At 62.8% G+C, this 18,239-nt stretch carries 2 protein-coding genes; both read left to right on the forward strand.

The window, feature by feature from the left end:
- On the forward strand, positions 1-5,896 hold a 5,896-nt coding region (locus IAE39_RS15625; RefSeq protein ID WP_201203915.1), incomplete at its 5' end, for a non-ribosomal peptide synthetase.
- Positions 5,893-18,222 carry a non-ribosomal peptide synthase/polyketide synthase gene (locus tag IAE39_RS15630; RefSeq protein WP_201203918.1) on the forward strand — a complete coding sequence of 4,110 codons (12,330 nt, stop codon included), beginning with the start codon at positions 5,893-5,895 and terminating at the stop codon, positions 18,220-18,222. The genes IAE39_RS15625 and IAE39_RS15630, both read left to right, overlap by 4 nt.
- The last annotated feature ends 17 nt before the right edge of the window (positions 18,223-18,239 follow it).

Here is an 18,239-nt window from a genome sequence, read left to right on the forward strand (position 1 = left end):
CAACCGCCTGTGCTGGATGCAGCAGGCCTACGGCCTGGACGCCAGCGATACGGTGTTGCAGAAGACCCCGTTCAGTTTCGACGTGTCGGTCTGGGAGTTCTTCTGGCCGCTGCTGGCCGGTGCACGCCTGGCCGTGGCTCAACCGGGCGAGCACCGTGACCCGGAGCGCCTGGTCGAGGTGATCAGGCAACACGCGGTGACTACGCTGCACTTTGTGCCCTCAATGCTGCAGGCGTTCATGGCCAGCGCCGAGGTCGAGCGCTGCAGCGGCCTCAAGCGCGTGGTCTGTAGCGGCGAGGCGTTACCCGCTGAGCTGGCGCAACAGACCCTGGCGCGGCTGCCCGGCGCCCAGTTGTACAACCTCTACGGCCCGACCGAGGCGGCCATCGATGTCACTCACTGGACCTGCCACACGGGCAGTGACAGCGGCGTGCCGATTGGCCGCCCAATCGACAACCTGAAAACGCACATCCTTGGCGCCGGCCTGCAGAGTGTCGCTCCGCGAGCGGCCGGTGAGTTGTACCTGGGCGGCGTTGGTCTGGCCCGTGGCTATCACCGGCGTCCGTCTCTGACCGCAGAACGCTTTGTCCCGGACCCCTTCGACAGCACGGCCCAGGGCGGCGGTCGCCTGTACCGCACCGGTGACCTGGCGCGTTATCGGGCCGACGGGGTGATCGAGTACAAGGGCCGTCTTGACCACCAGGTGAAAATCCGTGGCCTGCGCATCGAACTGGGTGAGATCGAGACACGCCTGCTGGAACACCCGGGCGTGCGCGAAGCGGTGGTGCTGGACATCGACGGGCCGGGTGGCAAGCAGCTGGCCGGGTACCTGGTAATGGCCGGCGAAGCCCCGGTCGACCCGCAGCAGCAGAACGCGTTGCGCAGCGAACTGCGCGAGCACCTCAGGCTCGGGCTGGCCGACTACATGGTGCCGACCCACCTGCTGTTCCTTGAACGCCTGCCGGTGACTGCCAACGGCAAGCTGGACCGCAAGGCCCTGCCCAAGCCCGACGCCAGCGCCCTGCAGGGCAGCTATGTGGCCCCGCGCAGCGAACTGGAGCAGCAGATCGCGAACATCTGGGCAGACGTACTGAAGCTCGATCAGGTCGGTGTGACGGACAACTTCTTTGAACTGGGAGGGGACTCGATCATCTCGATCCAGGTTGTCAGCCGGGCGCGACAGGCCGGGATCCGTTTCACGCCCAAGGCGCTGTTCCAGCATCAGACCGTTCAAGACCTGGCCTCGGTGGCCGCGCGCATGGAAGGCAGCGGCCCGCAGATCGACCAAGGGCCGGTGATCGGCGAAACACTCTTGCTGCCAATCCAGCAGGCGTTTCTTGAACAGTCGAACGCCGAACCGCATCACTGGAACCAGGCGGTCCTGCTTGCTTCGACCAGGCCTATCGAGGGTGCCGCGCTGGAAAAGGCACTGCACACGCTGCTCGAACACCACGATGCGTTGCGTCTGCGCTTCACGCCACAATCGGACACAGGCGCGTGGCTTGCCGCTCATTGCGCCCCAGGTGACGTCGAGGCCGGGCTGCTGTGGACGCAGACCCTGAGCGACCCGGACGCATTGCTAGCCCTGTGCGAACGCGCACAGCGCAGCCTGAACCTGCAACAGGGGCCGTTGCTGCGGGGTGTGCTGGCGACCCTGGCCGATGGAAGCCAGCGCCTGCTTTTGGTGGTCCATCACATGGCAGTGGATGGCGTGTCCTGGCGCATCCTTCTTGAAGACCTGCAAAACGCCTATACGCTTCACCTGGCAGGCCAGCCTGCCGTATTGCCTGCCAAGACCACCTCGACCAAAGCCTGGGCCGAACACCTTCAGGCCTATGCGCAAAGCGCTGCGTTGCAGGCAGAACTCGACTATTGGCAGGCGCAACTGCATGGGGTTGATCCGCAGCTGCCTGTGGACCGGGCTGACGGGTCGCTGCATGGCCGCCATGCTGCAACGGTGCATGCGCGCCTTGACCGGCAGCAGACGTCACGGCTGCTGCAACAGGCGCCCTCGGCCTACCGCACCCAGGTCAACGACTTGCTGCTGACCGCGCTGGCACGGGTGATCGCCCGTTGGACCCAACGCGACGAAGTGCTGGTGCAGCTGGAAGGGCATGGCCGTGAAGACCTGTTCGATACGGTCGACCTGACCCGCACGGTCGGCTGGCTGACCAGCCTGTTCCCTGTGAAACTGACGGCCGCCCCAGACCTCGGCACCTCGATCAAGCAGATCAAGGAGCAGCTTCGCGCCATCCCAGACAAGGGTGTTGGCTATGGCGCGCTGCGTTACCTGGGGGATTCGCGTGCGCGGGCTGTGTTGGCTGATCTGCCAGTGCCGCCCATCACCTTCAACTACCTGGGGCAGCTTGACGGCACCTTTGCCGAAAGCGCTGGCCCCGGCAGCGATCGGTTCCTGCAGCCAGCCGGTGAAAACAGTGGTGCCTGCCAATCCGCCGAGGCCCTGCTGGAAAACCTGCTGTCGATCAACGGGCAGGTGTACGCAGGCGAATTGAGCCTGGCCTGGACCTTTAGCCAGGACATGTTCGACCGCGTCACGGTCCAGGCCCTGGCCGATGATTATGTCAGTGAACTCCAGGTGTTGATCGACCATTGCGCCGATCAGGGCGCGCTTGGGCTGACACCGTCCGATGTGCCACTGGCGGCACTGGACCAGGCCCAGCTCGATGCCTTGCCGATTCCGGCAGGCGCTATCGAAGACATCTACCCGCTTTCGCCCATGCAGCAGGGCATGCTGTTTCACACGGTGTTCGAACAGGGTCAGGGCGAGTACGTCAACCAGATGCGCGTCAACGTCTCGGGTCTGGACGTCGAGCGTTTCAGGATGGCCTGGCAGGCAATGCTGGACCGGCACGACGTGCTGCGTGCAGCGTTCATCGCCCACCTGGAACACCCGGTGCAGGTGATTCGCAAACACGTCGAGCTGCCGTTCGAGGTGCTTGACTGGGCTGCACAGAATGACCTCGAGGTACGCCTGGATGCCTGGGCCGAGGCTGACCGCCGGCGCGGTTTCGAGTTGCTGGCGGCACCGCTGCTGCGATTGACGGCCATTCGCACTGACAGCGATCGGCATCACCTGGTCTTCACCTGCCACCATATCCTGATGGATGGCTGGAGCAATGCGCAGTTGCTGGGCGAGGTGTTGCAGCATTACGCCGGGGTTGCCCTGGAGCGACCGGCAGGGCGCTACCGCGACTATATCGAGTGGCTGCAGCGGCAAAATGCCGAGCAAAGCGAGGCGTTCTGGCGTGAGCAATTGCTGCATCTGGGTGAACCCACCCGGCTGGCCCAGGCGCTGCGCCTGGAACGCGGCCACACGGACGCCGGCCATGGCGAACACCATCAGACGCTCGACGCCGAGTGCTTCCACGCGTTGAGCGCGTTTGCAAGGCAACGGCGGGTGACGGTCAATACCCTGCTGCAATCAGCGTGGCTGCTGCTGTTGCACCGTTATACCGGCCAGGAAGGCGTGGCATTCGGTGCCACGGTTGCCGGACGGCCTGCGGACCTGCGCGGTGTCGAGCATCAGCTGGGCCTGTTCATCAACACCTTGCCGGTGGCAGGCAGACTGCAGCCTGACTTGAGTGTGGGGGAGTGGGTCGAGCGGTTGCAGACGCAGAACCTGAGCATGCGCGAACATGAACACACGCCGCTGTATGACATCCAGCGCTGGGCTGGGCTGGCCGGTGAGCAGTTGTTCGACACGTTGTTGGTGTTCGAGAACTACCCGGTCGGTGAAGTGCTGCAGCAGGGCTCCAGCGCAGGCCTGGTGTTTTCGGGCACGCAGATCCGCGAGCGGACCAACTATCCGCTGACGCTGATGATCGAGTCGGGCAATGCACTGACGATCCATTACCACTACGACCGCAGCCACCTCGGCGACGCTGGTGTCGAGCAGATCGCCCGGCACTTTGCCAATCTGCTGCACGCCCTGGTCCAGCACGCCGATACCCCTGTCGGTGAACTGCAGATGCTCGATGCCGCAGAGCAGCAGCGCATCGTCCACGACTGGAACTGCACCCAAATGCAGTACCCGCATGAGCGCTGCCTGCCCGAGCTGTTCGAAATGCAGGTTGCACGCACCCCTGAGGCCCCGGCACTGCTGTTTGCCGAGCAGACCTTGAGCTATCGCGAACTCAATCAGCGCGCCAACCGGCTGGCGAGGAAGCTGCGCACCCTGGGCGTAGGCCCGGATGTGCTGGTGGCAATAGCCGTGGAGCGGTCGGTGGAGATGGTCGTTGGCTTGCTGGCGATCCTCAAGGCCGGAGGCGCCTACGTGCCATTGGACCCGGAATATCCCCGTGAGCGTCTGGGCTACATGATGGAGCAGAGTGGCGCGCATCTGCTGCTGACCCTCAGCCATCTGCTGCCGCAGCTGCCTACGCACGCTGCGCAGGCCTGGTGCCTGGACAGCGATTGGCACCAGGTTGAGGCGTTTGATGGCGAAAATCTTGACGTCGTGCAGCATCCTGAGCATCTCGCCTATTGCATCTACACCTCCGGCTCCACCGGTCGGCCCAAGGGCGTCGAGGTGCGCCACCAGGCACTGGTCAACTTCCTTGCCAGCATGGCGGTCGAGCCTGGGATCGACGCCCGCGACCGGGTTCTGGCGCTGACCTCGCTGTCGTTCGACATCGCCGGCCTGGAGCTGTACCTGCCGTTGCTGGCCGGCGCTTCGGTCGTCCTGCTCGGCGAGCGTCAGAACAAGGACCCGTCGGCGTTGCAGGCGGTGATCGAGCGCCACGCCATCAGCACCATCCAGGCCACACCTTCGACCTGGCGCATGCTGCTGCAGGCGCTGCCTGCGCAGACGTTGCGCGGCTGCAAGGCCATCAGTGGCGGTGAAGCACTCCCTGTCGACCTCGCCGCGCAACTGTTGCCGCTGTGCGGGCGTATCTGGAACCTGTATGGGCCCACCGAGACGACGATCTGGTCGGCGGCGTACTGCCTGGATGACCAGCACCCCTTGCCGTTGCTGGGCAAGCCGATCGCCAACACGACCTTGCAGGTACTGGCGCACGACCTCTCGACTGCCGCCACCGGTATTGCCGGTGAACTGATGATCGGTGGCGATGGCCTGGCCCGGGGTTATCAGCGTCGTGCCGCGTTGACGGCCGAACGCTTTGTCCCGGACCCCTATGATCGCAGCGGGCAGGGCGGCGGCAGGCTTTACCGTACTGGTGACCTGGCCAGCTATCGCGACGATGGGCTGCTGGAGTACGTGGGCCGCATCGACCACCAGGTGAAGGTCCGAGGCTATCGCATCGAGCTGGGCGAGATCGAGGCACGGCTGATCGATGACCCGGCCGTGCGCGAGGCGGTAGTCATCGACATCGATGGCCCTGGTGGCAAGCAACTGGCCGGCTACCTGGTCTCCGACGCGGCAGCGGTGGAGACGGAAGAGCAGCGTAGCGCCTTGCGCCGACATCTGCGCGAGCAGCTGCGGGCGAACTTGCCGGATTACATGGTGCCTGCGTACCTGACCTGGCTCGATGCGCTGCCGCTGACGCCCAACGGCAAGCTCGACCGCAAAGCCTTGCCCCAGCCTGACCTGGGCGTGGCACAGCAGGGCCATGTGGCGCCGCAAAGCGAGATTGAACAGCAGGTTGCGGCCGTCTGGGCGCAGCTGCTGAACGTCGAGAAGGTCGGCCTCAATGACAATTTCTTCGAGCTGGGAGGGCATTCGCTGCTGGCGCTGGCGGTGCTCTCGCGCTTGCAACTTTCACTGGGAGTGACCGTGCAGCCGGCCGTGCTGTTCGAGCACCCGGTGCTGGGCGATTTCGCCAGATTTATCGAATCCATCGGCGACGCGTCGGCGTTCGACGAAAAACTGCAGCGTCTGGATATGCTTTTTGAAGAGTTCGAGGTGAATGAATGAGTAATGATGCCGCGCTGAATATCGCCAAGCGTTTTGTCACGCTGCCACTGGCCAAGCGCAAGCTGTATCTGCAGAAGATGCACGCCGAGAACATCTCCCCGGCCAACTTGCCAGTGCCTTGCACCCAGTCACTGTTCGACCGGGTCCCGGTATCGTTCGCCCAGCAGCGTCAATGGTTCCTGTGGCAGATGGATCCGCAGAGCACGGCCTACAACCTGCCTATCGCGCTGAGGCTGCGGGGAGATCTGGATATCGACGCCCTGCGCGGCGCTTTCCAGGCCTTGATCCTGCGGCACCAGACCTTGCGTACCACGTTCGCGCTCGACGACGAGCAGCTTGTGCAGGTCATTCACCCGCCTGGGGTATTCGAGTTCGACGCGCAACCCGTCGCCATCGGGGTTGACTCTGCAGTCGAGCCACAGCTCAAGGCATGGGTCGAATCCGAGGCCCGGACGCCCTTCGACCTGGAGCGTCAGTGGCCGACGCGAGTCAGGTTGCTGCGTCTGCAAGAGGATGATCATGTTCTGATCATCACCCTGCACCATATCGCTACCGATGGCTGGTCAATGCAGGTGCTGGTCGACGAACTCATCGAACATTACGTCCACGAATGTACCGGCGACCCCCTGTCGCTGGCACCGCTGCCCATCCAGTATGCCGACTATGCCATCTGGCAGCGGCACTGGATGGAGGCGGGGGAGCAGGAGCGCCAGTTGGGCTACTGGCAGACGCACCTGGGGGATGAACATCCAGTGCTGGAACTGCCCAGCGACCGGCCGCGCCCGGCGACGCAGTGTTTCGAAGGCGCAAGCCTGAAATTCGAGCTCGAAGCAGCGCTTGCCGGCGCGCTCAAGCAGCAGGCGCAGCAGCAGGGAGTGACGCTCTTCACGCTGCTGCTGGCCAGTTTCCAGACCTTGCTGCATCGCTATTCGGGCCAGAATGAAGTGCGCGTCGGTATTCCCATCGCCAATCGCAACCGGTTCGAAACCGAGCGTCTGATCGGCTTCTTCGTCAACACCCAGGTCCTCAAGGCCGAGTTCGATGGGTCGCTGACATTCACTGGCCTGCTTGGCCAGATGCACAAGACCACGCTGGCGGCCCAGGCTCATCAGGACCTGCCCTTCGAGCAATTGGTCGAAGCCCTGCACCCGGAACGGAGCCTGAGCCACAGCCCGTTGTTCCAGGTCATGTACAACCACCAGACGCAGCCCAAGGGAGATGCCCGGCGCTTGCAGGGTCTGCATGTCGAGGGCATCGCCTGGGAGCGACAGACCGCGCAGTTCGACCTGACGCTGAATACTGTCGAGCATGAGCATGGGATTGCGGTAGAGCTCAACTACGCAACCGCGCTGTTCGAATCGCCGTCCATCGCCCGGATGGCTTCGCATTGGACCCACCTGTTGGAGGCGATCGCCGAGCGACCTTGGCAGCTTGTAGCCGAGTTGCCGATGCTGGGGGCGCAGGAGCACCACCAGATAGTGGAGCAGTGGAATAGCACTCAAGCGTCCTACCCTGCCGACCAGGGCATGCATCAGCTGATCGAAGCGCAAGCCCGCGCGACGCCGCAGGCCCCTGCGGTATTGTTCGGCGAGGATGTATTGACCTACCGACAACTGAACCAGCGCGCCAACCGGCTCGCCCACGCGTTGCGCGACAAAGGCGTAGGCCCGGACGTGCTGGTCGGTATCGCGGTGGAGCGTTCGCTGGAGATGGTGGTCGGTCTGCTCGCCGTGCTCAAGGCCGGGGGCGCCTATGTGCCGTTTGATCCGGAGTACCCGGCCGACCGCCTGGCCTACATGATGGAGGACAGCGGCATCCGCCTGCTGCTGACTCAGACTGCTCTGCGTGACCAGTTGCCGATCGACCCCGGTGTGGCCTGCATCGTGCTCGATGGCGCAGATGACTGGCTGGCTGGCTACAGCGACGCGGACCCGGCCAACCTCAACCTGCCGGCCGATCTGGCTTATGTGATCTACACCTCTGGCTCGACCGGCAGGCCAAAGGGCGCGGGCAACACCCACCAGGCGCTGGTCAACCGGCTCTGGTGGATGCAGAAGGCCTACGGTCTGGACTCCGGCGATACCGTGCTGCAGAAGACCCCCTTCAGCTTCGACGTATCGGTGTGGGAATTTTTCTGGCCACTGTTCACCGGTGCGCGGCTGGCGGTAGCTCAACCTGGTGATCACCGGGATCCGGAACGTCTGGTCGAGGCGATCAGGCAGTACAAGGTCACGACCTTGCATTTCGTACCGTCCATGCTTCAGGCCTTCATGACCAGCGAGCACGTGGAACTGTGTGACACCCTCAAGCGGGTGGTGTGCAGTGGCGAAGCGTTGCCTGCCGACCTTTCGGAGCAAGTCCTGGCCAGGCTCCCGCAAGCCGGGCTCTTCAACCTTTACGGCCCGACGGAAGCGGCAATCGACGTTACCCACTGGACTTGCCAGGCGCAAGCCAATGGCAGCGTGCCGATCGGCACACCTATCGATAACCTGAAGACCCATATCCTCAGCAGCGCCTTGCTGCCGGTGCCTCAAGGTGTGGCAGGGGAGCTTTATCTGGGCGGAGTGGGACTGGCGCGTGGATATCATCGTCGTCCGGGGCTCACGGCAGAGCGATTCGTGCCCGACCCGTATGATCGGAGCGAACAGGGCGGTGCACGCTTGTACCGCACCGGGGACCTGGCGCGGTACCGCTCGGAAGGCGTGATCGAATACGCTGGCCGCCTCGACCATCAGGTGAAGATACGTGGCTTGCGCATCGAGCTTGGCGAAATCGAGTCCAAGTTCCTGGAGCACGAGAATGTGCGCGAGGCCGTGGTCATCGATATCGACGGGCCAGGTGCCAAGCAGTTGGCTGCCTACCTGGTGGTCGATGTGCCTTCCCCTGAACTGGAAGATCATCTGCGCCGACACATCAAGGCCACACTGCCAGATTACATGGTCCCCAGCCATCTGCTGTTCGTCGATGCCCTGCCGCTGACCCCAAACGGCAAGCTGGATCGCAAGGCACTGCCACGCCCGGATACACGTCAGCGGCAGAAAAACCATGTGGCGCCGCGCAACCCTCTCGAGCAGCGAATCGCAGCGATCTGGGCTGACGTCCTCAAGCTTGAACGGGTAGGGGCTACCGACAACTTCTTCGAACTAGGCGGCGACTCGATCATCTCGATCCAGGTGGTCAGCAGGGCCCGACGCGAGGGCATGACGTTCACTCCGAAGCAGCTATTCCAGCTCCAGACAGTCGAAGGTCTGGCGGCAGTGGTCGCCAAGGGGCAGACCCAGGCCATGCAGATTGATCAGGGTGCCGCGCAGGGGCACATGCAGCTCCTGCCGATTCACCAGGCATTCTTCGACGATGCCATTGCCGATCGTCACCACTGGAACCAGGCCCTTCTGCTCAAGCCCGGCCAGGCCCTGGACAGCAACGTGCTCGACCGCGCTCTGCTGGCACTGCTGGCCCATCACGATGCGTTGCGTGTGAGTTTCGGCCAGGAGGACGGCAGTTCCTGGTCCGCCTGCTATCGCGAGATTGGCGAGCCTGCCCAGGCGACCTGCCTGTGGCAAGCGCAACTGCAACACCCGTCCGAACTGCACGCGCTGTGCGATAAGGCCCAACGCAGCCTCGATCTGCAGCAAGGGCCACTGCTGCGAGCCGTTTTGGCAGACCTGCCCGACGGTACCCAGCGGCTATTGCTGGTGATCCACCACCTGGCCGTGGATGGCGTTTCGTGGCGAATTCTGCTCGAGGACCTGCAGACTGCCTACCGTCAGGCGGAGCTCGGTCAGACCATTGCCCTGCCGGCCAAGACCAGTTCAGTCAAGGCATGGGCCGAGGCGCTGCAGGGGTACGCCAACAGCGAGCTATTGCGCAATGAACTGCCTTATTGGCAGGCACTGACAGCGGATGTCGATACCACGCTCCCTTGCGACAACGCTGAAGGTTCACTGCAAGCCAGGCATGCAGCTGTTGCCCGGACACGGCTGGATCAGCGCTACACCCGCCAGCTTCTGCAGCACGCCCCTGGGGCTTACCGCACCCAAGTCAACGACTTGTTGTTGACTGCCCTGGCCCGTGTAATCGCCCGCTGGACGAAGCAGGATGATGTGCTCGTGCAACTGGAAGGGCATGGTCGTGAAGAACTGTGCGATACCGTCGACCTCAGCCGCACCGTGGGTTGGTTCACGAGCATGTTCCCGGTCAGGCTCAGCACTGCCGAAGCGATGGAAACCTCGATCAAGACCATCAAGGAGCAGTTGCGGGCGGTTCCCAACAAAGGTCTCGGGTTCGGCGCACTGCGCTATCTGGGCGATCAGGAGGCCCGCCAGGCCCTGGCGGAACTGGCACTGCCAAGGATCACTTTCAATTACCTCGGGCAGTTCGATGCCAGCTTCGACGAGCCTGCCGACGAGCTCCACGAGGCAGCATTTTTGGTACCTGCCGCCGAGCACAGTGGGGCAAGCCGGGGCGAGACCGCGCCGCTGGGCAACTGGTTATCGATCGATGGGCAGATATACAAAGGTGAATTGAGCCTGAACTGGACCTTCAGCCAAGCCATGTTCGACGTCACGACGGTCGAACGACTGGCAGCCGAATACGCTTGGGAACTGCAGGACCTGATTGATCATTGCGTGTCCGAAGGTGCCTTCGGCAGGACGCCTTCGGATTTCCCACTGTGCAACTTGAGCCAGGCGCAACTTGACGCGCTGCCTGTCGCCGTTGCCGGGATCGAGGACATCTACCCCTTGTCGCCGATGCAGCAGGGGATGTTTTTCCACAGCGCCTATGAGCAGACCGGAGACTACATCAACCAGATGCGTGTCGACGTGCAGGGCCTGGATGTGGCGCGCTTCGGTCAGGCCTGGCAAGCGATGGCGGCACAGCATGACATCCTGCGGGCCAGTTTCATCACGCTGTTCGAGCAGCCGTTGCAGATCATCCGTCAGCAGGTGCAGGTACCTTGCATCGAACTGGACTGGTCGGCGCACAAGGATCTGCAGCGGGAGCTCTCCGTCTGGGCCGAGAACGATCGGCGCAAGGGCTTCGATCTGCAGAGTGATCCGTTGCTCAGGATCACCGCGATCCGTACCGGCCCCGACAGCCATCACCTGATCTACACCAGCCACCATATTCTCATGGATGGCTGGAGCAACTCGCAGTTGCTAGGCGAGGTGCTGCAGCACTATGCAGGACAACCGGCCGAGCGCAAGCCTGGACGCTACCGTGACTACATCCAGTGGCTGTCGGCCCAGAGCAAGGGCCGCAGCGAAGCCTTCTGGCGGGAGCAGGTGCAGGATTTTCAGGAACCGACTCATCTGGCGCAAGTGTTCCGACAAGGCAAGTCGGGCAAGGACAGCGGTTATGCCGACCATTATCAGGTGCTGGACTGGCAGGCGTCGCTGAGTGAGTTTGCCCGTGAGCGACGGGTCACCGTCAACACGCTGGTGCAAGCGGCCTGGCTGTTGCTGCTGCAGCGCCATACTGGCCAGGAATGCGTCGCCGTGGGTGCTACGGTCGCCGGCCGACCGGCGGAAGTGCCCGGCTCGGAGCATCAGCTGGGTCTGTTCATCAATACGTTGCCGGTAATCAATCGGCTGCAGCCGACGATGACCGTGGAACAATGGGTCACCGAGCTGCAGGGTCGGAACCTGGCATTGCGCGAGCATGAACACACCGCGCTGTATGATGTCCAGCGTCTGGCGGGGGTATCTGCCGATGGACTGTTCGATACCTTGCTGGTGTTCGAGAACTATCCTGTTTCTGAGGCACTGCGCGAAGGCGCTCCTGCAGGCTTGAAGTTCAACGACACGCACATTCACGAGCAGACCAACTATCCGTTGACCTTGGCCATCGGCCTTGGCACGCAGTTGTCCGTTCACTACAGCTATGACCGTTCGAGCTTCAGCGACCGGGACATCGAGCAAATTGCCGTTCACTTCGCCAACCTGCTGCATGCCATCATCCAGAAGCCGCAGCGCCTGATCGCCGAGCTGCCGATGTTGGGCGTGGATGAATGCCGTCGCATCGTGGAGCAGTGGAACGACACAACGGTCGAGTATCCCGGCTCGCATTGCGTGCATCAGCTGTTTGAGGCACAGGCCCTGCAACGGCCCGACGCTATTGCCCTGGTATTCGCGGGGGAGCAGCTCACTTACCGACAGCTCAATGCCCGTGCCAATGGCTTGGCGCACAGCTTGCGCGAGCGCGGCGTGGGTCCGGACGTATTGGTCGGCATTGCCCTGGAACGCTCGGTGGACATGGTTGTGGGATTGCTGGCAATCCTGAAAGCAGGAGGGGCCTATGTGCCCCTCGACCCTGAGTATCCGCAGGACCGTCTGGCATACATGATCGAAGACAGCCGCATCCAGCTGCTGTTGACCCATCGAGACGTGCAGCTGCCTGCCTGTCCGCACATCCACACCCTGATGCTCGACGAGCCGGACGCCTGCCTGCCACGAGAGGCAGACAACCTGGTGTTTGCGGGGCACCCCGGCAACCTTGCCTATGTGATCTACACCTCGGGCTCGACGGGCAAGCCAAAAGGTGCGGCCAATACCCATGAAGCGCTGCTGAACAGGCTGTTCTGGATGCAAGATGCCTACGTGTTGGGCACCGATGACAAGGTCCTGCAGAAAACCCCTTTCAGCTTCGATGTATCGGTCTGGGAGTTCTTCTGGCCTTTGATGACGGGAGCCCGATTGGTGCTCGCGCAACCGGGCGAACATCGCGACCCGGCGCTGCTCATGCGTCTGATCGAGGCTGAAGCCATCACCACGTTGCACTTCGTGCCGTCGATGCTGCAGGCCTTTATCAGCGGCGACAGCCCGCAGGCGGCCTGTACGTCGCTACGGCAGGTGATGTGTTCCGGCGAGGCGCTGCCGCTGGAGCTGCAACGCAGCGCGATGGCATTGCTGCCAGGTACCCAGTTCTACAACCTGTACGGGCCTACCGAAGCGGCCATCGACGTAACCCATTGGCACTGTGTGGACGAACAGAGTCACAGCGTCCCGATCGGCCGACCAATCGCCAACCTGCGTACCTACATTCTTGACGATGAGCTCAATCCAGTGCCGCCGCCTGTTACAGGCGAGCTGTACCTGGGCGGTATCGGCCTGGCCCGTGGCTACCATGAGCGCGCGATGCTGACGGCCGAGCGTTTCTGTGTCAGCCCCTTCGGTGACGGAGAGCGTCTGTACCGTACGGGTGACCTGGCGCGCCAGCGTGAAGACGGCGTGATCGAATACGCTGGGCGGATCGACCACCAGGTGAAGATCCGCGGCCTGCGTATCGAGCTTGGCGAGATCGAAGCGAGCCTGCTGGAGCACCCGGCCGTGAAGGAAGCCGCAGTGCTGGCAATCGACCTTGCGACCGGCAAGCAGTTGGTGGCATTTGTCGTCATCGACCGGGAAGAACACCTGAACGATGTGAAGGAGGTGCTGGCCCGACGGCTGCCGGATTACATGGTGCCTTACCATTATGTCCTGCTCGAGAGCATGCCTTTGTCACCCAACGGCAAGCTGGACCGCAAGCGCCTGCCGATGCCCGAGCTCAAGGCCACCGTGCAGCAATACACCGCCCCGAGCAACGAAGTCGAAAGCGTCATGGCGCTGATCTGGCAAGAAGTCCTGCAGCGGGAACAGGTAGGTATCCACGATAACTTCTTCGAACTCGGTGGCGATTCGATCGTGTCGATCCGGATTGCCAGCAAGGCGCGGCTCGCGGGTTACGACGTCTCTCCGAAACGGGTATTCGAGCATCAGACCATCGCTCAGCTGGCCGCGACGTTGGAGCGCCAGGCGCCTGTATGCGAAGAGCCGGTCATTGCACGTATCGTCGTCAGTGAAGAGCAGCGCGCACTGCTGCCCCTGTCCGTCGACGTCATCGAAGATGTCTACCCGCTCTCGCCGATGCAGCAAGGCATGCTGTTTCATTCCATCGAGGAGAAGGGTGAAGGGCTGTATATCCATCAGGTCAGCCTGCCAGTGACCGGCCTGAAGACGGCGCCTTTCATTCAGGCATGGGCAGCGGTGACCGCGCGTCACGAGGTGCTGCGCACCAGTTTCCACTGGGCCGGCCTGGCCGAACCGCTGCAGGTTGTCCATGCACACGCGCAAATGCCCGTACGGGAAATAGACCTGCAGGGCAGCGAGGCGCCTGAAGCCACCTTGCAGGCGCTTGCCCATGAAGAGTGGCTGAACGGTTTTGACCTGACCCAGGCGCCTCTGCATCGGTTGTTGCTGGTGAAGCTCGACTCGAACACCTATCACATGATCTGGACCAGCCACCACATCCTGATGGACGGCTGGAGCACATCCCGTCTGTTTGCCGAGGTCATGCAGCACTACGCCGGGAAACCGGTGTCCGGCAATGTCGGTCGCTATGGTGATTTCATCGCGTGGCTGCAGTCCCAGGACAAGGGGAGGCAGGAGGCGTTCTGGCGTGAAAGCCTGGCAGGTGTCGAGCCTACCTTGCTGGCCCAGACGATTCACCCGCGGCACAGCTCCATCGAAACCGGGCACAACGCGCTCTATTCGCGCTGGGACAAAGCGTGGACGACGCGGCTGCAGGATTACTGCCGAAGCCTGAGGATCACGCCCAACACCGTGATCCAAGGTGCCTGGCTGCTGTTGCTGCAACGCTACACGGCCAAATCTGCGGTGACCTTCGGGGCGACCGTCGCCGGTCGGCCGGAGTCGCTGCCGGGCGCCGACAGCACCTTGGGTCTGTTCATCAATACGTTGCCGGTATCGCAGGAACTTGATCCGACCGCCTGCCTTGAAGACTGGCTCCGTGACCTGCAGGCTTACAACCTGGAGCTGCGCAACTGGTCGCATACCCCACTGAACGATGTCCAGAGGTGGTCCGATACCCCAGGGCAGACGCTGTTCGACAGTATCATCGTGTTCGAGAACTACCCGATCGACGAGAGCATGCGCGAGTCGTCCGATACTGAAGTGGGCTTTGGCGAGTCCAGTGGCGTGGGTGTCACCAACGTCCCCATGGACCTGGCTGTGCACCTCAACGACACCTTGTCGATTGAATACCTGTACCTGCGCAACAGCTTCAGTGAGGCGTCGGTACAAGGTATACGGCAGACCATGGAAGCCACCCTGGACGCGATGCTGAGCCAGCCGCGGGCGCGCCTTGGCAACCTCCAGTGCTTGCTGCCTGCACAACTGGAGCAGGCAGCGCGATGGGGTGCCGAGCCTGCGACGGTCTACGGTGCGCAGACATTGGCGCAGTCGATCGCAGCACACGCTCAACGTCAACCTGATGCCGTCGCGCTGGTGTGTGCCGAGCGAAGCCTCACTTACGCGGAGCTGGAGCGGCAGGCCGAGCAACTGTGCACAGCGCTTCGGCTCAAGGGCGCCGCGCCTGAAGTGATCGTCGGCGTAGCCCTGGAGCGGTCGTTGGAACTGGTCGTGACATTGCTGGCGATCATGAAGACGGGTGCCGCCTATGTACCTCTGGATCTCGAGTATCCGGCTGATCGTCTGGCCTGGATGATCGAGGATTCGGGCATGCAGCTGCTGGTGACGCGCCACTCGCTGCTTCAGCGCCTGCCGTCACTTAATACCGTACAAGTCGTCGAGCCTGATGGCGATCAGCCTGCCTCGCGGAGCGTGCTGCCTCCCGCGGTCATCGAAGATGGCAACCTGGCCTACCTGATCTATACCTCAGGTTCGACCGGCAAGCCCAAGGGCGTGGCCGTCGCTCAGGGGCCATTGAGCCGGCATTGCCAGGCTATCGTTGAACGATATGAAATGGGGCCCTCGACGCGCGAACTGCATTTCATGTCGTTCGCCTTCGACGGGGCTCAGGAGCGCTGGTTGAGTACCCTGCTCAGTGGTGGCACGCTGGTTATACGCGACGGCGACTTGTGGACCGTGGAGCAGACCCTGCAGGCCTTGTGGCGCGAGCGCATCAGCATCGCCTGCTTCCCGCCGGCTTACCTGAAGCAACTGGCAGAGTCGGTACAGGCCAGCGGCGATCAGCCGCCACCGGTGCAGATCTACTGCTTCGGCGGCGATGCGGTGCCCGAACAGACGTTCGAGCAGGTCAGGGCGGCGCTCAAGCCTTCCTGGATGACCAATGGCTACGGCCCGACTGAAACGGTGGTGACGCCGCTTCTGTGGAAGGTGTCTGGTGACGGTCAATGTTTGGCTCCCTATGCACCTATCGGCCATGCCGTAGGCCGGCGCTCCCTTCGCGTACTCGATGACGAACTCAATCCGCTGCCTCCGGGCTTTGCGGGTGAATTGATGATCGGCGGCGACGGGGTAGCTCGCGGCTATTACGGCCGCCCTGGCCTGACGGCGGAGCGCTTCGTGCCTGACCCACTGGGTAAGCACGGAGCACGGATCTACCGCAGCGGTGACCTGGTGCGTCGACGTGATGACGGCACGGTCGACTACGTGGGCCGTATCGACAATCAGGTCAAGATCAGGGGCTTCCGGATCGAACTTGGTGAAGTCGAAGCCGTGCTGCGCACCCAGGACGGGGTGCGGGACGCTGTAGTGGTGGTGCACGAAACGTCGGTGGGCAAGCAATTGATCGGGTATGTGGTCGGTGAAGATGCGAACATGGCGAAGGCTTTGAAAGCCGCATTGGCCGGCGAATTGCCGGAGTATATGGTGCCCTCGCAGATCATCGTGTTGTCCGCGTTCCCGGTTACACCGAACGGCAAGCTCGACCGTAAGCGGCTGCCGGAGCCGATATTCGAGTCCTCAGGGCATGTCGCTCCGCGCAACGAGCAGGAGCGGTTGCTGGCGCAGATCTGGGAAGAGGTGTTGCAGGTCGATTCCGTCGGCATAACGGACAACTTCTTCGAGCTCGGTGGCGACTCCATTCTCAGCCTGCAAGTCGTGTCTCGGGTGAGGAATCACCCGACTTTGGACATGGAACTCAAACTGCGTGATGTGCTGCGTTACCAGACCATCAAGGCGATTGTCGGCAAGCAGGAACAGGCCGATCATGCGCCCGTGCAGGCCGCCGCCACCGCAGCGGTGGACGGCGTGTTCAATCTGCTGCCCATCCAGGAGTGGATGTTCGCCGAAGCGCTTCCGGACCCGGCGCACTTCAACCAGGCCCTGATGCTCAAACCGCGCATCGCGCTGGACCTGGATGCACTTGAGCATGCGCTGGCATGCATCGAAGAACACCATGATGCCCTGCGGCTGCGCTTCGTCCAGGAGAATGGTCGTTGGCTGCAACGCTACCTGACAGCCGATGAGGTCAGGCAGCCGCTGCTGCAGCGCGAGCAGGCGTGTGACGAGCAGGCGCTGATGACGCTGGCGAATCAGGCCCAACGCAGCCTTGGGCTTGTCGATGGGCCTGTCTGGCGAGCTTTGCACGTACAGCTTGCCGATGGGCAGATGCGACTGTTGCTGGTCATTCATCACCTGGTCATGGACGGTGTGTCATGGCGGGTACTGCTCGAAGACCTGCAGCGGGCTTACCAAGCCTGTACCCAGGGCGACACGCCGGCACTGCCTGCGCGCACCACTAGCTACAGGGCCTGGGCAGAGCTTCTGCGCACAGAGGCCGCATCGATTGCCGCGCGGCAGGGTGACTGGTGGCTTGCTCAACTCGAACCGCTGTCGAACGAGCTTCCATGCGACAACCCGCGTGGGCGCAACGAGGTCAGCGAGCAGGCGGCCGCCCATCTGTACCTGACACGGGAAAAGACTGCACAGTTGCTCAAGCAGGCGCCTGCCGCCTATCGCACCCAGGTTAACGACATCCTGCTGGCGGCTCTGGCACGTGTGCTGTGCCGTTGGAGTGGGGACGATGCCGCATTGATTCAGCTCGAAGGGCATGGTCGCGAGGACCTTTACGAAGGCGTGGATCTGTCCCGGACAGTGGGCTGGTTCACCAGCATGTTTCCGGTACGGCTGGCGCCGGGTGATGCGGCGGCGGTTGGTGAGTCGATCCAGGCGACGCAACGACAACTGGCGGCGGTACCTGACAAGGGTGTCGGCTATGGCGTGTTGCGTTACCTGGGCGAACCACAGATGCGCGAGCGACTGGCGGCTGCAGCTCAACCGCGTGTGACGTTCAACTATTTCGGCCAGTTCGACCAAAGCTTCGATAAGCAGGCCTTGCTCGAGCCCGCGCCGGAAGGATCAGGCGACTGCTATAGCCCGAGGGCACGTCTGGCCAACTGGTTGGAAATCGTCGGCCAGGTCTACGATGGCTCACTTTCATTGCGATGCGTCTACAGCAAGCGCCGTTATCGGGCGCAGACCATCGATGCCTTGATGGAAAGCTACCGCGAAGAACTTGAACTGCTGATCGACCACTGTCTCTGCGTGACTGGCGCTGCCTGAGGGCAAGCGCCAGGCGG

The organism is Pseudomonas sp. S37 (assembly GCF_016658545.1).
In the GTDB taxonomy this organism is placed as follows: Bacteria; Pseudomonadota; Gammaproteobacteria; order Pseudomonadales; family Pseudomonadaceae; genus Aquipseudomonas.